Below are 14239 nucleotides of genomic sequence, written 5' to 3'. Positions count from 1 at the left end.
CGTATGGCATTGACGAATAAAATCGGCGTCATCGTCGACAGCTTCGGCGTCGGCGTGCGCGAAGGCTTACGTAAGGCGAAGGACGTCGGCGCGGAAGGCGTTCAAATTTACGCCGTGAAGGGCGAGATGGACCCCGACGTGTTGGTCGGACCGGCGCGTCAAGAATTAAAGAACTATATCGTGGATCTCGGTCTCGAAATTTCCGCGTTGTGCGGCGACTTGGGCGGCCACGGCTTCCAAGACGCGGCGGCGAATCCGGAGAAGGTGGAGAAGTCGAAGCGGATCATGGATCTGGCCGTCGAGCTCGGAACGAACATCGTGACGACGCATATCGGCATCGTGCCGGATGACAAGAACGGGCCGGTCTATCATGCGATGCAGACGGCTTGCGAGGAGCTGAGCCGGTACGCGAACAGTCTGGGCGCGTACTTCGCGATCGAGACGGGGCCGGAGACGGCCGCGCATCTGAAGTCGTTCCTAGATACGCTGAGCGGCAATGGCGTATCGGTCAACTTCGACCCGGCGAACATGGTCATGGTGACGGGCGACGATCCGGTGCAAGGCGTAAAGCTATTGAAAGATTATATCGTTCACACGCACGTGAAGGACGGCGTGCGCCACCGCGTCGTCGATCCGCGCGTCGTCTACGGCAGCTTGGAGACCGAAGGCATGGAGCACGACAAGATCGCTGCGCTGCTCGCCGAAGGGAAAATCTTCGAGGAGCTGCCGCTCGGCGAAGGCAAGGTCGATTTCGATGCGTATTTCCGCGCGTTGCAGGAGATCGATTATCAAGGGTATCTCACGATCGAACGCGAAGTCGGCGCCGATCCGGAGGCCGACATTCGCAAGGCGGTTCAATTCATCAAGACGTATCGGTAAAGGACGGGGGACTGAGCGAATATGAAACTGGGACTTAGCAGCTACAGCTTGCACCGCGATATCAGCAGCGGGAAGCTTTCGATTCTCGATGCGCCGCGATGGATCAAGGAGCAAGGCGGGGAGCACATCGAGATCGTGCCGATCAGCTTCTCTCTCCTCGACAATCCGGGCTTGATCGACGATATCCGTCGCGCGGCGATGGATGCAGGCATCGAAATTTCGAATTACGCGGTCGGCGCCAACTTCGCGGTAGACGACGAGGCGGACTATCGCCGCGCGATCGAGGAGACGAAGGCGCACGTCGACGTCGCGAATCGACTGGGCGTGAAGCTGATGCGGCACGACGTCGCGTCCCGGCCGCCGGCCGAGGCGACGATCCAGCGTTTCGAAGCGGATTTGCCGAAGCTCGTCGCGGCGTGCCGGGAAGTAGCCGATTACGCGGCGCAGTTCGGCATTACGACGAGCGTCGAGAACCACGGCTTCTACATTCAGGCGTCCGACCGCGTGCAGCGGCTCGTCTCGGCCGTCGACCGGCCGAACTTCAAGACGACGCTCGACGTCGGCAACTTCATGTGCGTGGACGAGAATCCGCTCGTCGCCGTCAAGAAAAACTTGCCGATCGCTTCGATGGTGCATTTGAAGGACTTCTACTTGCGGCCTGCGCATTCCGGCTTCGGGGAAGGGTGGTTCCGCTCGGCGGGCGGCGACTACTTGCGCGGCGCGATCGCCGGTCATGGCGATCTCCCGCTCGAGGCGATCTTGAAGGAAGTCAAAGCGTCGGGATATACCGGTTACGTCTCCCTGGAGTTTGAGGGAATGGAAGACTGTCAGCTCGGCTCGAGGCTGGGATTGCAGCAAGTGCGATCGATTTGGGAACGAATCTAGAATTCAATGACTCCTCGTCGTGCTAGACACGGCGGGGAGTATTTTTTTCTACGGCAGACCAATTCGCGCACACGGGCTGTCCCAATTTTTCTCCCAACCAAGACGAAACTTATGATGTGCGGCCAATTGGGGAGGAATTCCTCAATTTTCGGGGTGGCATGTCCTGATTATTGCGGAGAAGCGCCCCAATGTATTGCTCCCTACCAAGACGAAACTTATGATGTGCGGCCAATTGGGGAGGAACTCCTCAATTTTCGGGGTGGCATGCCCTGATTATTGTGGAGAAGCGCCCCAAGTTATTGAATTCCTAATGTTAGTGGATTGGTCGGAAGCAGTCTTTTTCGATCGAGGCGTAATGGTTTTCTTATTTTGATCGGAAAGAACGAGGAAGGGGGCGGCAGGATGGACAATCGTATCCTCATCCCGTAAGCGCGCCCCATATATGGGATTGATAAATTCGGCAGCGGCTCGCCGGTCGAATCGAAACGCAATCGGAAACGACGGAAAATAATAACGTAAGAATATCGAAGTGCTCAGTAACAATTCATGTTATCATGGTGTAACGTCAATAATTTTCCGAATTTCTTTCGTATTAGGTTTTTCTACATCGAATTTTCCGCTACAAATCAACGTTTTTACGATTTGGAAGCGATTTCCGAATTTCTTGTTGAACTTGGCGAGAAAGCTGAGTTTACGAAATTCGCGTTCCGGATTACGATGATCTTGGCTGCAGGGGAAGGTCTTGAACGTGAGTATTCATGACATGAAAGAGCCTCAGCAGACTACTTAATAGTTGAACAGTAGAAAAGGGAGGAAGACAGAAATGAATCGCAAGCATCTGAATGGCGCACTCGTATTAACATTGTTGACTTCGATTCTGGCTGCCTGCAGCGGCGGCGCGTCCGAACCGGAGCCGGCAGCTGAGACGCCGGCAGCGGAACAGCCAACGGCGGAAACGCCGGCGGCTGAAGAAGACACATCCTCGCAATACGGGGATACGGGAGGCATCAAGCTTCCGATCGTCGACGAGCCGACGACGCTCACTTGGATGTTGGTCAGCGAAAATCCGGCCAACGATAAATTGATCGCGAAAGAAATCGAGAAGCGCACGGGCATCACGCTCGATCTTCAAACGTACTCCAGCACGACGTACCAAGACCGCTTGCGCGTCGTCGTCGCTTCCGGCCAGCTGCCGGACATCTTCCACGGCCTTCCGTTCGCGGAACTGAAGAAGATCGGCCAACAAGGCGCGGTCGTCGCGATTAACGACTATGCGGACATGCTGCCGAACTTCAAGAAGCTTTATATCGACGAAAATCCGTGGGTCGTGAAATCGTACGGCGACGAAGCGGGCAAGCTGTATTCCTGGCCGATCTACAACATGAACCGCGACGTCAACCACGGCTGGATGTACCGCAAGGACATCTTCGATAAGCTCGGAATTCCGGAGTGGACGAACACGGATGAGTTCTATGAAGCAATGAAGAAAGTCAAAGAAGCGTACCCGGACTCGTTCCCGATCGCTTCCAAGACGAAAGACGGCATCTTCCGCGATTGGGGCTACGGCTGGGGCGTCAGCGGCGCAAGCTACCCGATGTACTACGACGAAGCCGCGAAGACGTGGAAGTTCGCGCCGGCGCAAGCGGAGTTCAAGGACATGCTCGACTTCATGAAGAAGTTGTACAACGAGGGCTTGCTCGATCCGGAGTTCTTGACGGATACGCCGGACTCCTGGACCGCGAAGCTGACGACGGATAAGGCGTTCGTCACGTGGGATTGGATCGGCCGTCTCGACTTGTTCTACAACCAAGTGAAAGACCAATACCCGACGTACGACATGCGCTACGCGAACCCGGTCGGTCCGACGGGCAATGTGCGCACGCTTCCGAAGATCGACGTCAACTTCGGCATCACGGTCGCGAACAACGACAAGAAAGAAATCGCTTTGAAGCTGCTCGACTACCTCACCAGCCCGTCCGGCGCGGCGCTCGTCACGCTCGGCGTGGAAGGCGAGACGTTCAACTTCGACGCGGACGGCAAGCCGGTCTATCCGGAGCTCGCCGACGTGCCGCTCGTCGACATCAAGGTGCTGGAAGACAAGTACGGCCTGTGGCTCGAAGGCATGTATCTGAATCCCGACCGCCGCAGCGTGTACTACAATTTCACGGAGAAGGAACAAGAAGCGCAAGATAAGATCGTATCGCAGAACAAATTCGAAGCTTTGGATCCGGTCTTGAACTTCAGCGACGACGAGAACGCGACGATCGCGGAGCTTCAAGTCACGTTGATGAAAGAAGCGGCCGAGTTCAGCGCGAAGTACATCCTTGACAAAGCATACGGCGACGCGCAATGGAGCGAATGGCAGCAGAACGCGGAGAAGGCGGGCGCAAGCCAGCTGACGGAAGTGTTCAACGCGGCTCAAGCGCGTTTCGAATCGCAATAATCGCATCGTAAAGAACGGTCGGCGGCACTCGGACGCAATCGCGGTTCGGGTGCCGTTGATTCTAGAACAGGAGGGAGAGCATCATGGAGCACCCCGGGACGAAGCCTTATCCGCGCCAACCGCAATCCTCTATCGGCGCAAGGCTGGCAGCAACGTGGAAACATATGAAGCGGGATCGGCAGCTTCTGCTCCTCTTTATACCGTGCATTTTGTTTTATCTCATTTTCCGGTACGGTCCGTTATACGGCTTGATCATCTCGTTTAAGGATTACAGTGTATTTCAAGGCATCATCGACAGTCCGTGGGTCGGGCTCAAGCACTTCGAGAAGTTTTTCTCTAGTCCTGATTTCTGGCAGCTGTTCGGCAACACGCTCGCGCTCGGGTTTTACTCGCTTATTTTCGGTTTCCCGTTTCCGATCATTCTCGCCATCATGCTGAACGAGGTACGGGTCGCGGCGTTCAAGAAGTCGATCCAGACGCTCAGCTATTTGCCGGCGTTCTTATCCGTCGTAATCGTCAGCAGTATGATCATCGACTTCCTATCTCCGTCGAACGGCATCATTAACCGGATCATCGCCTGGTTCGGGTTCGAGAAGATTTACTTCCTGATCGAAGCGTCTTGGTTCCGTTCGATCTACGTCATCTCCGACATCTGGGCGAGCGTCGGTTACGAGGCGATCGTATTTTTGGCCGCCGTCGCCGGCATCAGTCCGACGTTATACGAAGCGGCGAGAGTCGACGGCGCAAGCCGTTGGCAGGTCATGCGCCATATTACGCTGCCCGGCTTAATGCCGACGATCGTCATCATGTTCATCTTGAAGACGGGCTCGATGATTCGCGTCGGCTACGAGAAGGTATTGCTGTTGTACAATCCTACCACTTACGATGTCGCGGACGTGTTTTCGACCTTCGTTTATCGGAAGGGATTGCTGGAGGCGAATTATAGCTACGCCGCCGCCGTAGGCATGTTCGAAGCGGTCGTCGCGATGGTCATGCTGCTTGGCGCGAACTTCATCAGCCGTCGAATGGGAGGGAGCGGGTTATGGTAGGTCAACGGAAATTTACGCTGTTCGACGCGATCAACGCGCTCCTGCTGACGGCGTTGGCGATTTCCACCGTGTACCCGGTCGTTTATATTCTAGCCGTCTCGCTCAGCGACACCGCGCTTGTGACGCAAGGCAAGGTTTGGCTTTGGCCTCGGGGGTTGAATTTCAACGCGTACGCCGAGGTGTTGTCCGACAATCGCATCCCGCGCGCGTATTTGAACACCATTTTCTACACTGCGCTCGGTACGTTCATCAACTTGCTGTTCACCGCCGTCGCGGCGTATCCGCTCTCGCAGCGAGGCTTTATCGGCCGAAAATACTTTATGTTCATGATCGTTCTGACGATGTTCCTCAATCCGGGCATTATTCCGAACTACATGATCGTGAAAGAGCTCGGCCTGCTCGATTCCGTCTGGGCGCTCGTCATTCCGAATGCGATCTGGACGTTCGAACTGATCATCTTGAAGAGCTTCTACGAAAACATGTCGACGCAAATTCGCGAAGCCGCGCTGATCGACGGCGCGTCGGAATTCCGGATCTTGTTCAACATGGTCATTCCGTTGTCGAAGCCGGCGCTCGCGTCGATCGGTTTGTTCTATTTCATGGGACATTGGAACAGCTTCTTCCTGCCGATGATTTACTTGACCGATCAGACGATGCATCCGCTGCAAGTCGTGCTGAGGGGCATGCTCATCTTCAGCGAAGGAAACAACGCGGGATTGGTCGATGCGGCCGCGCTCGCGCCGCAGGCGCTTAAGAACGCGACGATCGTCTTGTCGATGATACCGGTTCTAATGATTTATCCGTTCGCCCAGAAATATTTTGCTAAAGGTGTAATGTTAGGGTCGGAGAAGGGATGAGCGGAGACGATGTAGAATTATTTTAGGATACACATCACGGCGTCGGGAGAAGATCATCTATGAAACGAATCGTTACCAATGCGGGTTTGCTGCAAATCTTCTTTGCGTTACTGCTCGTCATTACCGTAATGTTCGTATCCAACTACATCGTCTATAAAAACTCGATATCCGGCATTTACGACAAAGTCACGCAAAACAACGCGCTCATCATGCGTTCGATCATTCAATCGTTCGACAACAGCTTCCGCACCGTGAACAACGTCATTCATTCCGTCCACGGACTGCGGTACGACGACTCGATTCAAGCGGACGGACGCATGAAAATGAGCGAAATTTACATGATGCAGGAGCAGCTCGCATCGCTTCTCTCCAACGTCGATTACCTCGAGGATATCATCGTATTTTACGATCACTCGAATCTCGCCGTTACGTCGAGAGGGACCAGCGATTTACACACGCTGTTCACGACCAAATATCGGCACGAAGTGTACGACGCGGAGTATTGGCGATCGTTGTCGTCCACGAAGCACGAACTTAAGACGTTCCCGGCCGCCGATTATCGCGTGTACTCGGACGGGTCCCAATATAAGAACAAGCGGCTCATCGCCATCGTAGACGGAAACAAATTCCGGCTTTCGTCGAAGAACATCATTATGTTGGTGAACGTGGAAGCGCTGATGAAGCACGTCGATCAGAAAGCGATGCTTCCGGGCGCCTCTTTGATCGTGATGGACCAAGCCCGAAATATTCTCCTTAGCACCGAAGAAAGCTTCGGATTGATGGAAATCTTGAACGACGTGTACTTCAAAGCCGGCAACGAAACGAGCGTAACGAGGGAAAACTTCGAATATAACTTTTATAAGTCGAATTACAACGCATTCATTTATATCGATAAAGTGCCGTATCAGTTCCAAAACATCGACTCTGTCAATCAAGCGAACCGAATCATTATGTTCACTGGAATTTTATGCGCTTTATTGCTGTCCGGCTTGCTGAGTATTTACTTATATAAGCCGGTGAAGCGGATTTTGCAATTGTTCGGCGAAGGACAGGTAAAAGGGAACGACTTTCGGAAAATTCACAGCGGCATCTTACGGATTCAGTCGGAAAACGACTCTTACCGGAAGCAGCTCGAACTGGTGGACGCCGAGATGCGGAAGGTCGTCTTCTTCCAGACGCTGGACGCTTTCCCGCACACCGAGGAGCAGGACGCGCTGCTGCGTCGTCATTATCCCGACTTCTTCCGGAAGAAGTATTTCGTCATGCTTTCCCTCGAAGCGGTTCCCGAACGAAGGGACCGTCTGCCGTTCGATTCGATCGAGGCGTTCGAATCGCGGCTGCGCGAGTCGCTAAGCAGCGAACGGATGCACGCGGAAGTGTTCCACCATGGGAATTTGCGATTCCTCGCGATGATCGGGCTCGATCAATCGTCCGGGAGGGAGACGCTGCTTCGCCGTCTCGGCAATATGGTCTTGCGATTCGAGAAGGGGCTGACGGACTGCGCCCTCCGCGGCTGCGTAAGCCGTACGTACGAATCCCAAGTATCGAACTGCGCGAAAGCGTATGACGACGTCGTCCACGCCTCGCCCTATCGCAAGATGAAGGATGCCATCCTGTTGGACGTCGAGACGCTCCGGTACGAGTGGAACGTGTACTTCCCGTTCGAGCGCGTGGAGAAGCTGTCGAATCTGTTGCTGAACGGGCGCAGGGACGAAGCGGTGGAGATCGTTCGGGAGACGCTTCGGGAAAACTTGGATCGCAACGTGCACCGGAATCAGCTGAAGCACGTCGCGAACGCGATTTTCTTCTCGATGCTGCAAGTCGCCGAGGGGAACGGGAACGACCGCCAGGCGTTGTACCGGCTTGAGCTCGACTTCCAACGCACGGCCGAAGGGGCTAGCGGCGTCGCGGACATCGAAGAAGCGCTCGTGTCGCTCGCCGCCTCGGTGGCGAGCCAGAGCCAAGGCGAGCAGCGAAGCAAGCTGAATCCGTCGTTCATATCGCAATACATCGATCTCCATTATATGGAGAATCTGTATCTGGACCATATGGCCGAAGTGCTCGAGACGACGCCGAAATATTTCTCCAACTATTTCAAGAAGACGTTCGGCGTCAACTATGTCGAGTATTTGAACAAGGTCCGCTTGTCCCATGCGAAAGAATTGTTGAAAGACTCGAGCTTGACGGTCGCCGAGATCGGGGAGAAGACCGGTTACTTGAACTCTTCGACGTTCACGACGACGTTCAAGAAGTATTACGGCATCTCGCCGAGCGAATACCGAAAGCGTCAAGTCAGTTAATGTCATGAATGATTAACGGGTTGAACATCTGGGGGATGAAGCACGATGAAAGCGATCGCCACGCAACAAGGAAACATAGTCATCACTGAGCTGCCGGCACCGACGCCGACGGCGGGCCACGTCATCGTGCGCACCGAATATTCCGCGATCAGTCCGGGGACCGAGATGGGCTTCCTGAAGCGCATGCCGGAGCAGCCGGTCGTTCTCGGCTACAGTGCCGTCGGCATCGTGGAAGCGGTGGGCGACGGCGTGACCGATCGGTACCCGGGCCAGCGCGTAGCGTGTTACGGCGCTCCATACGCGAGGCACGCGGAACGGCTGTCGATGCCGTCGAACTTGACGGCGGCGGTGCCGGACGGCGTCGATCCGAAGGAAGCCGCCTTCGCGGGGCTCGGCGCCATCGCCATTCACGCCCTCCGGACCGCGTCCTTGTCGTTCGGCGAATCGACCGCGGTCGTCGGTCTCGGTATTCTCGGCAATCTGATCGCTCAAATTTCCAACGCCGCTTCGTATCGGACCGCCGGGCTCGACCTGGACGCCGGACGGGTGGAGGCGCTCCGCCGCTTAGGCGTGCCGCACGCGTACGCGTCGCCGGAAGCGCTCGAGGAGAAGCTGGCGGACGCCGTCGGTCCATACGGCGCGGACGCCGTCTTGATTTGCGCGAGCGGTCCCGGGGAGGCGCTGATTAACCGGGCGATGTCATGGCTGCGGGATCGCGGCAAAATCGTGATCGTCGGCGACGTTACGACGGAATATTCCCGCGGCGATATGTTCGGGAAGGAAGTTCAGGTGCTCATCTCTCGAGCCGGCGGGCCGGGGCGGTACGACGCGTCTTACGAACGGGAGAATCGGGATTATCCGATCGGGTACGTCCGTTGGACCGAAGGACGCAACGTCGGCGAATATATCCGACTGCTCGCGGAAAACAAAATTACGATCGCGCCGCTCATTACGGACGTGTTCCGGTTGGACCGCGCCGAGGAAGCGTACCGGCAATACGAAGTCGCGAAACCGAACGTCGTAGGCACCTTAATCCAATATTAACGCGAGCGGCTGCCCGGCATCGATCGGCAGCCATTCGCATGAGGAGAGATGAAACATGGTTTTCGGACAACAGCGTCATGCCGATATCGTCATCGTCGGCGGGGGCGTCGGCGGCGTGGCCGCGGCGCTCGCCGCTTCGCAGGCGGGTAAGCGCGTCATCCTGACCGAGGATTCGGATTGGATCGGCGGGCAGTTCACCAGCCAAGCGGTGCCGCCGGACGAACATCCGTGGATCGAACGGTTCGGCTGCACGGCGTCGTACCGCAAATTCCGAGATGACGTAAGGGCGTATTATTTGCGCAACTTTCCGGTGACGGCCGAAGCTCGCGCGAAGAAGGAGTTTAATCCGGGCAATGCGATCGTCAGCCGCATTTCGCACGAGCCGCGCGCGGCGCTCGCGGTGCTGCGCGACATGCTGGCTCCGTACGTTCACAGCGGCAATCTGGTCGTCTTGGAGCGGCATTCGCCCGTCGGCGCGGAGACGGACGGAGATCGGATCGTATCGGTCGCCGTTCGGTCGGAAGATACCGGCGAGACGATCGTCCTGACCGGCGATTATTTCCTCGATGCGACCGAGGAAGGCGACTTGCTCCCGTTGGCCGGCGTCGAATACGTGACCGGCGCGGAGTCCGCTCAGGAGACGGGCGAGCCGCATGCGCTGCCCGGCGCGGCGGATCCGACGGACATGCAGGCGATCACCTGGTGCTTCGCGATGGACCATATCGAGGGCGAGGATCATACGATTCCGAAGCCGGCGGAATACGACTTCTGGCGCTCGTACAAGGCGGATTTCTGGCCGGACCGGCTGCTCAGCTGGATGGGACTCGTGCCGCATACGCTCGAACCGATCCGGTACGGCTTCTTCCCCGATGAGCCGGCATCGTTCTCGCTCTGGAAGTATCGCCGCTTGATCGATCGAACCTTGTTCGCGGACGGAGCGTTCGACAGCGACATCACGGTCGTCAATTGGCCGCAGAACGACTACTGGCTCGGCCCGATCATCGACGTGCCCGCGGACGTCCGCGCGCAGCGGCTCGAGAGCGCGCGGCAGCTTAGCTTGTCGCTGCTGTATTGGATGCAGACGGAAGCGCCTCGGCCGGACGGGAAGGTCGGCTATCCGGGCTTGCGGCTTCGCGGCGACGTCACCGGCACGACCGACGGGCTGGCGAAGAAGCCGTACATCCGGGAGTCCCGGCGCATCCGGGCGGTGACGACCGTCTTGGAACAACACCTCAGCCCCGAGTGCCGACCGGACGGGACGGCGGAGCCGTACCACGATTCCGTAGGCGTAGGCTGCTACCGCATCGACCTGCATCCGAGCACGGCGCTGCGTACGTACGTCGACGTCTCGAGCTTGCCGTTCCGCATTCCGCTCGGCAGCCTGCTGCCGATCCGGGTGAGCAACTTGATCGCGGCGGGGAAAAATATCGGGACGACGCATATTACGAACGGCTGCTACCGGCTGCATCCCGTCGAATGGAACATCGGCGAAGCGGCGGGCGCGTTGGCCGCGTTCTGCATCGACCGGAGCGCGGAGCCTCGGACCGTTCGGGAGGACGTTGATCTATTGTCCGCCTTCCAAGGGCGGCTTCGCGCGCAGGGCGTCGAGCTCGAGTGGCCGAAAATCCATTCGGTGTAATGGGTCCCGGATCCCGCGCTCGTTGCATTCGACTCCGTTCCTGCGTTCCGGTTACAATGAAATAGACGGATCGGGAGGATGGAACCAGGGGGGATACGGTTGTTTACGAAAGATTTGATCGAGTCGGTAAGGGACGCCGCCGGACGCATGGAGCGGGAAGGCGCCTTGAGTCGCGAGGCGCTCTCGTACATATACGAGCTCGGATTATTCAAGCTGTTCGTTCCGGAAGAGTACGGCGGTCGAATGGCTCCGCTGCCGGAGGCGCTTCGCGTCTTCGAAGAAGCGTCCCGAGTCGAAGGCAACTTCGGATGGGCCGTGACGATCGGCTCCGGGGGCGGTTACTTCGCCTCGTGCTTGCCGCCGGAGACGGCTGCGGCCGTCTATTCGGACGCTCGAGCGGTCATCGCCGGGAGCGGGTCTCCCACGGGGCGCGCCAAACGCGTCGAGGGCGGCTACGTCGTTAGCGGCAGCTGGAAGTATTGCAGCGGCTCGACCTATGCGACGACGTTCACGGCGACGGCGCTCGTCGAAGGCGGCGATCCGGCGGACGCCGCTGCGCTCGCCTTCGCGCTGCGGCCCGAGCAAGTCGAGATCGTGCCGGATTGGCGGGCGTTCGGCTTGAAGGCGACGGCAAGCCATTCGATTCGGGCGATCGAGGCGTTCGTGCCGGATTCGCATGCGTTCCGCGTCGATAAGAACGACCGTCGGAACGAAGCCGCGTATCGGGTGCCGTTCCTGCCGTTCGCGGAGAGCTCGTTCGCCGCGGTGGCGATCGGCATCGCACGACATCTGCTGGAGGAGGCTTCCGCGGCGGCCGAAGCGAACCGCGAGGCGTGGAGCAAGGGAGGCGGCGCTCGATTCGAGTCGGTTGCGGGCCGGATCCGCCGAGCGGAGGAGCGGCTGACGCAGCAGGCGCATCGGTATTACGACGCCGCCCGGCAGGCGTGGGACGCCCATCTTCGAGACGTCGCGACGGACGTCGACTGGGCCGCCCTCGGGCGGGAAAGCAAGGCCGCGGCGGCGGAAGCGATGCGCGCGGGCCGGAACGTGTTCCCGTACCTCGGCATCGGCGCGCTGATGGAAGACGCCGCGGTCAACCGGATCTGGCGCGATCTGCAGACGGCCTGCCAACACACGCTGCTAGTCGACTTCCAAGCGGATTTCGAGGAAGCGGCAGCCGAATAACAAAACCGCGCGAGTGTTGTACCGCCGTAATGGCGGAACCGCTCGCGCGGTTTTTTTTCGTGCAATAACGCATGTATGCTTATCGAGGCGCTCGCGCCATGGCTAACGTAAACCTTGCCGTCCAAGCGGCCATCGCGCGAATCGCCGCGACGGAGAGAAGCAAGAGCACGATGCCGACCGCCGTGCAGACGAAGGAGAGTTGCAGCGATGTGACGTTCGGGGCAAGATCGGCGAGCCAATACGACATCTCGAAGATGTCGATATCGATCGTACGCTCCAGCACGACATACACGGCGGGCGTCGCGATCAAGCCGATGCTGACGCAGACGAGCGTGACGGACACGACGAAGTTTACGATGCCGATCGGCAGCTTCAGAATGCACAGGAGAATGTTCAGGTACGACGCCGGATCGGCGATCGCACGGCCGAGCCGGCGGAATAGTCCGGATTCGGAGGCGGCGGAAGCGGAAGAGGGCTCGGGATCGTCCAGGCCGAGCACCGCGCGGGCGAGCGATCGTTCGAAGCCGGCGATGCCGAAGAGAATCGTAAGCACGCCGAGCAAAATCGGCAGGCCGACGAAGATCGGCAGCAAGCCGGCGGACAATGTCAGTCCCGCGACGATAAAGACGAAGTAAAAAATGCCGAGCGGGAGCGACAGTAAGACGTAAGCGGACGGGGTGACGGACGGCTTCGCCGTCGGAAGCGCCGGTTGGCGGATTTGCATGGGGATCGTTTCTCCTCGAATTGGAATGTACTGTCACATCTTACCCGTTTTCGTGCCGTCTTCGATACCGGCCGCGGTTCGTGCGCGGCCCGGACTTTCGTCGGGGGAAGATGTTGGATTTTCTGTTGTATTCCGAGGCGGGATCGATTACGCTGACAGAAGGAGCAAGGCGCGGGAGCGCTCGAACGCCGGAAAGGAAGCGATTCTCCGATGTATTCTATCCTGATCGTCGACGACCATAAGCACTTAGTGGAGAGCTTAGCCGCCACGGTGCCGTGGGACGAATACCGGATTACGAGAATCCATAAAGCGTACAACGGAAAGCAAGCGCTGCAGATCGTCATGGAGCAGGACGTCCACGTGCTGGTCACCGACATTCGGATGCCCGAGATGTCGGGCCTCGAATTGATCGGGACGATCCGCCAGCGCCAGCTCGACATCGAATGCATTTTGTTGACCGGGATCGCGGATTTCCAATATGCGAAGCAAGCGATCGAGCTGCAGGCGGTCAACTATTTGCTTAAGCCGGTGCGGGTCGAGGAGCTGCTCCCGTCGATTCGCGCCGTCACGGATCGGTTGGAGGAGCGCCGTTCTGCGGTAACGGAGCAGGAGCGTATCGCCGCCGAAGAACGGAGACGCATCGGGCACGATTTGCACGATATCCTCGGCTTCACGCTGACGAGCACGCTCATGAATTTGGAGGCGGCGAAGATGCTGCTCGCGGCGAACCGCGAAGAAGGATTGAAGCGGCTCGAGCAATCCAGCGAGCTGCTGCGCAGCGGCATGCTGACGATCCGCCAGGCCGTAAGAACGGTGCAGCAAGGCCGGCAGGAGACGGATCTCGTCGCAACGCTGCGCGCGTTCCTCGCGGACGCCGAACGATTGGCCGGCGTGACCGTCGTCTCCGACTTCGAGCCGGAAGCGGCGACGGTGGACCCGTCCTTCGCGAAGACGGCGCTGCACGCCGTGCAAGAAGGCATCACGAACGGGATTCGGCACGGCGGGGCGACGCGGTTTCTACTCCGTCTGCAGCAAGGCGAGGGCGGGTTCCGCCTGTCGCTCTGGAACGACGGCCGTCCGTACGACGGGGGGAGCGAGCCCGGCATCGGTCTCGCCGCCATGCGGGAACGCGTCGAAGCGTGGGGCGGCGCCGTCGAGCTGACGCCGACGGACGAGCCGCCCGGCACGCTGCTGCGGCTCGCCCTGCCGTACGGAGTCTGACGCGAATCCGGGG

The 14239-nt window shown here is 58.5% G+C and carries 11 protein-coding genes; 10 read left to right on the top strand and 1 reads right to left on the bottom strand.

Annotated elements, in window-relative coordinates:
* Positions 1 to 3: 3 nt before the first annotated feature.
* The 9 genes from RIN49_RS00955 (at position 4) to RIN49_RS00915 (ending at position 12281) form a co-directional block, all read left to right on the top strand.
* Positions 4 to 879, top strand: coding sequence for a sugar phosphate isomerase/epimerase family protein (locus tag RIN49_RS00955; RefSeq protein ID WP_309118288.1), 876 nt, complete (start codon positions 4 to 6; stop codon positions 877 to 879).
* Positions 880 to 900: 21 nt separating this feature from the next.
* Complete coding sequence (locus RIN49_RS00950) at positions 901 to 1764, top strand: sugar phosphate isomerase/epimerase family protein (RefSeq protein WP_309118287.1); 864 nt, start codon at positions 901 to 903, stop codon at positions 1762 to 1764.
* 823 nt (positions 1765 to 2587) lie between these two features.
* Complete coding sequence (locus tag RIN49_RS00945) at positions 2588 to 4207, top strand: extracellular solute-binding protein (RefSeq protein WP_309118286.1); 1620 nt, start codon at positions 2588 to 2590, stop codon at positions 4205 to 4207.
* A gap of 83 nt (positions 4208 to 4290) precedes the next feature.
* Positions 4291 to 5256 carry an ABC transporter permease gene (locus RIN49_RS00940; RefSeq protein WP_309118285.1) on the top strand — a complete coding sequence of 322 codons (966 nt, stop codon included), beginning with the start codon at positions 4291 to 4293 and terminating at the stop codon, positions 5254 to 5256.
* Complete coding sequence (locus RIN49_RS00935; protein WP_309118284.1) at positions 5250 to 6113, top strand: carbohydrate ABC transporter permease; 864 nt, start codon at positions 5250 to 5252, stop codon at positions 6111 to 6113. The genes RIN49_RS00940 and RIN49_RS00935 overlap by 7 nt, the downstream gene beginning before the upstream one ends.
* Before the next feature lie 59 nt (positions 6114 to 6172).
* On the top strand, positions 6173 to 8413 hold the full coding sequence (locus RIN49_RS00930) for a helix-turn-helix transcriptional regulator (protein WP_309118283.1): 2241 nt from the start codon (positions 6173 to 6175) through the stop codon (positions 8411 to 8413).
* A 45-nt stretch (positions 8414 to 8458) separates the two neighbouring features.
* Positions 8459 to 9457: a zinc-dependent alcohol dehydrogenase gene (locus tag RIN49_RS00925; RefSeq protein WP_309118282.1), complete on the top strand. Its 999-nt coding sequence runs from the start codon at positions 8459 to 8461 to the stop codon at positions 9455 to 9457.
* A 55-nt stretch (positions 9458 to 9512) separates the two neighbouring features.
* The gene (locus tag RIN49_RS00920) at positions 9513 to 11096 is read left to right on the top strand and encodes an FAD-dependent oxidoreductase (protein WP_309118281.1); all 1584 of its coding nucleotides are present in this window, start codon (positions 9513 to 9515) and stop codon (positions 11094 to 11096) included.
* A 99-nt stretch (positions 11097 to 11195) separates the two neighbouring features.
* On the top strand, positions 11196 to 12281 hold the full coding sequence (locus tag RIN49_RS00915) for an acyl-CoA dehydrogenase family protein (protein ID WP_309118280.1): 1086 nt from the start codon (positions 11196 to 11198) through the stop codon (positions 12279 to 12281).
* A gap of 79 nt (positions 12282 to 12360) precedes the next feature.
* Here RIN49_RS00915 and RIN49_RS00910 read toward each other — a convergent pair whose 3' ends face one another.
* Positions 12361 to 13005 (bottom strand): sensor domain-containing protein, encoded by a 645-nt coding sequence (locus tag RIN49_RS00910; protein ID WP_309118279.1) that lies wholly within the window; start codon positions 13003 to 13005, stop codon positions 12361 to 12363.
* 210 nt (positions 13006 to 13215) lie between these two features.
* Here RIN49_RS00910 and RIN49_RS00905 point away from each other — a divergent pair, with 210 nt between their 5' ends.
* On the top strand, positions 13216 to 14226 hold the full coding sequence (locus RIN49_RS00905; RefSeq protein ID WP_309118278.1) for a response regulator: 1011 nt from the start codon (positions 13216 to 13218) through the stop codon (positions 14224 to 14226).
* Positions 14227 to 14239 lie beyond the last annotated feature (13 nt).

The sequence above is a fragment of the Paenibacillus sp. genome, assembly GCF_031177825.1.
Taxonomy (GTDB): Bacteria; Bacillota; Bacilli; order Paenibacillales; family YIM-B00363; genus Paenibacillus_AE.
This window is presented reverse-complemented; position numbering and strand designations above follow the sequence as displayed.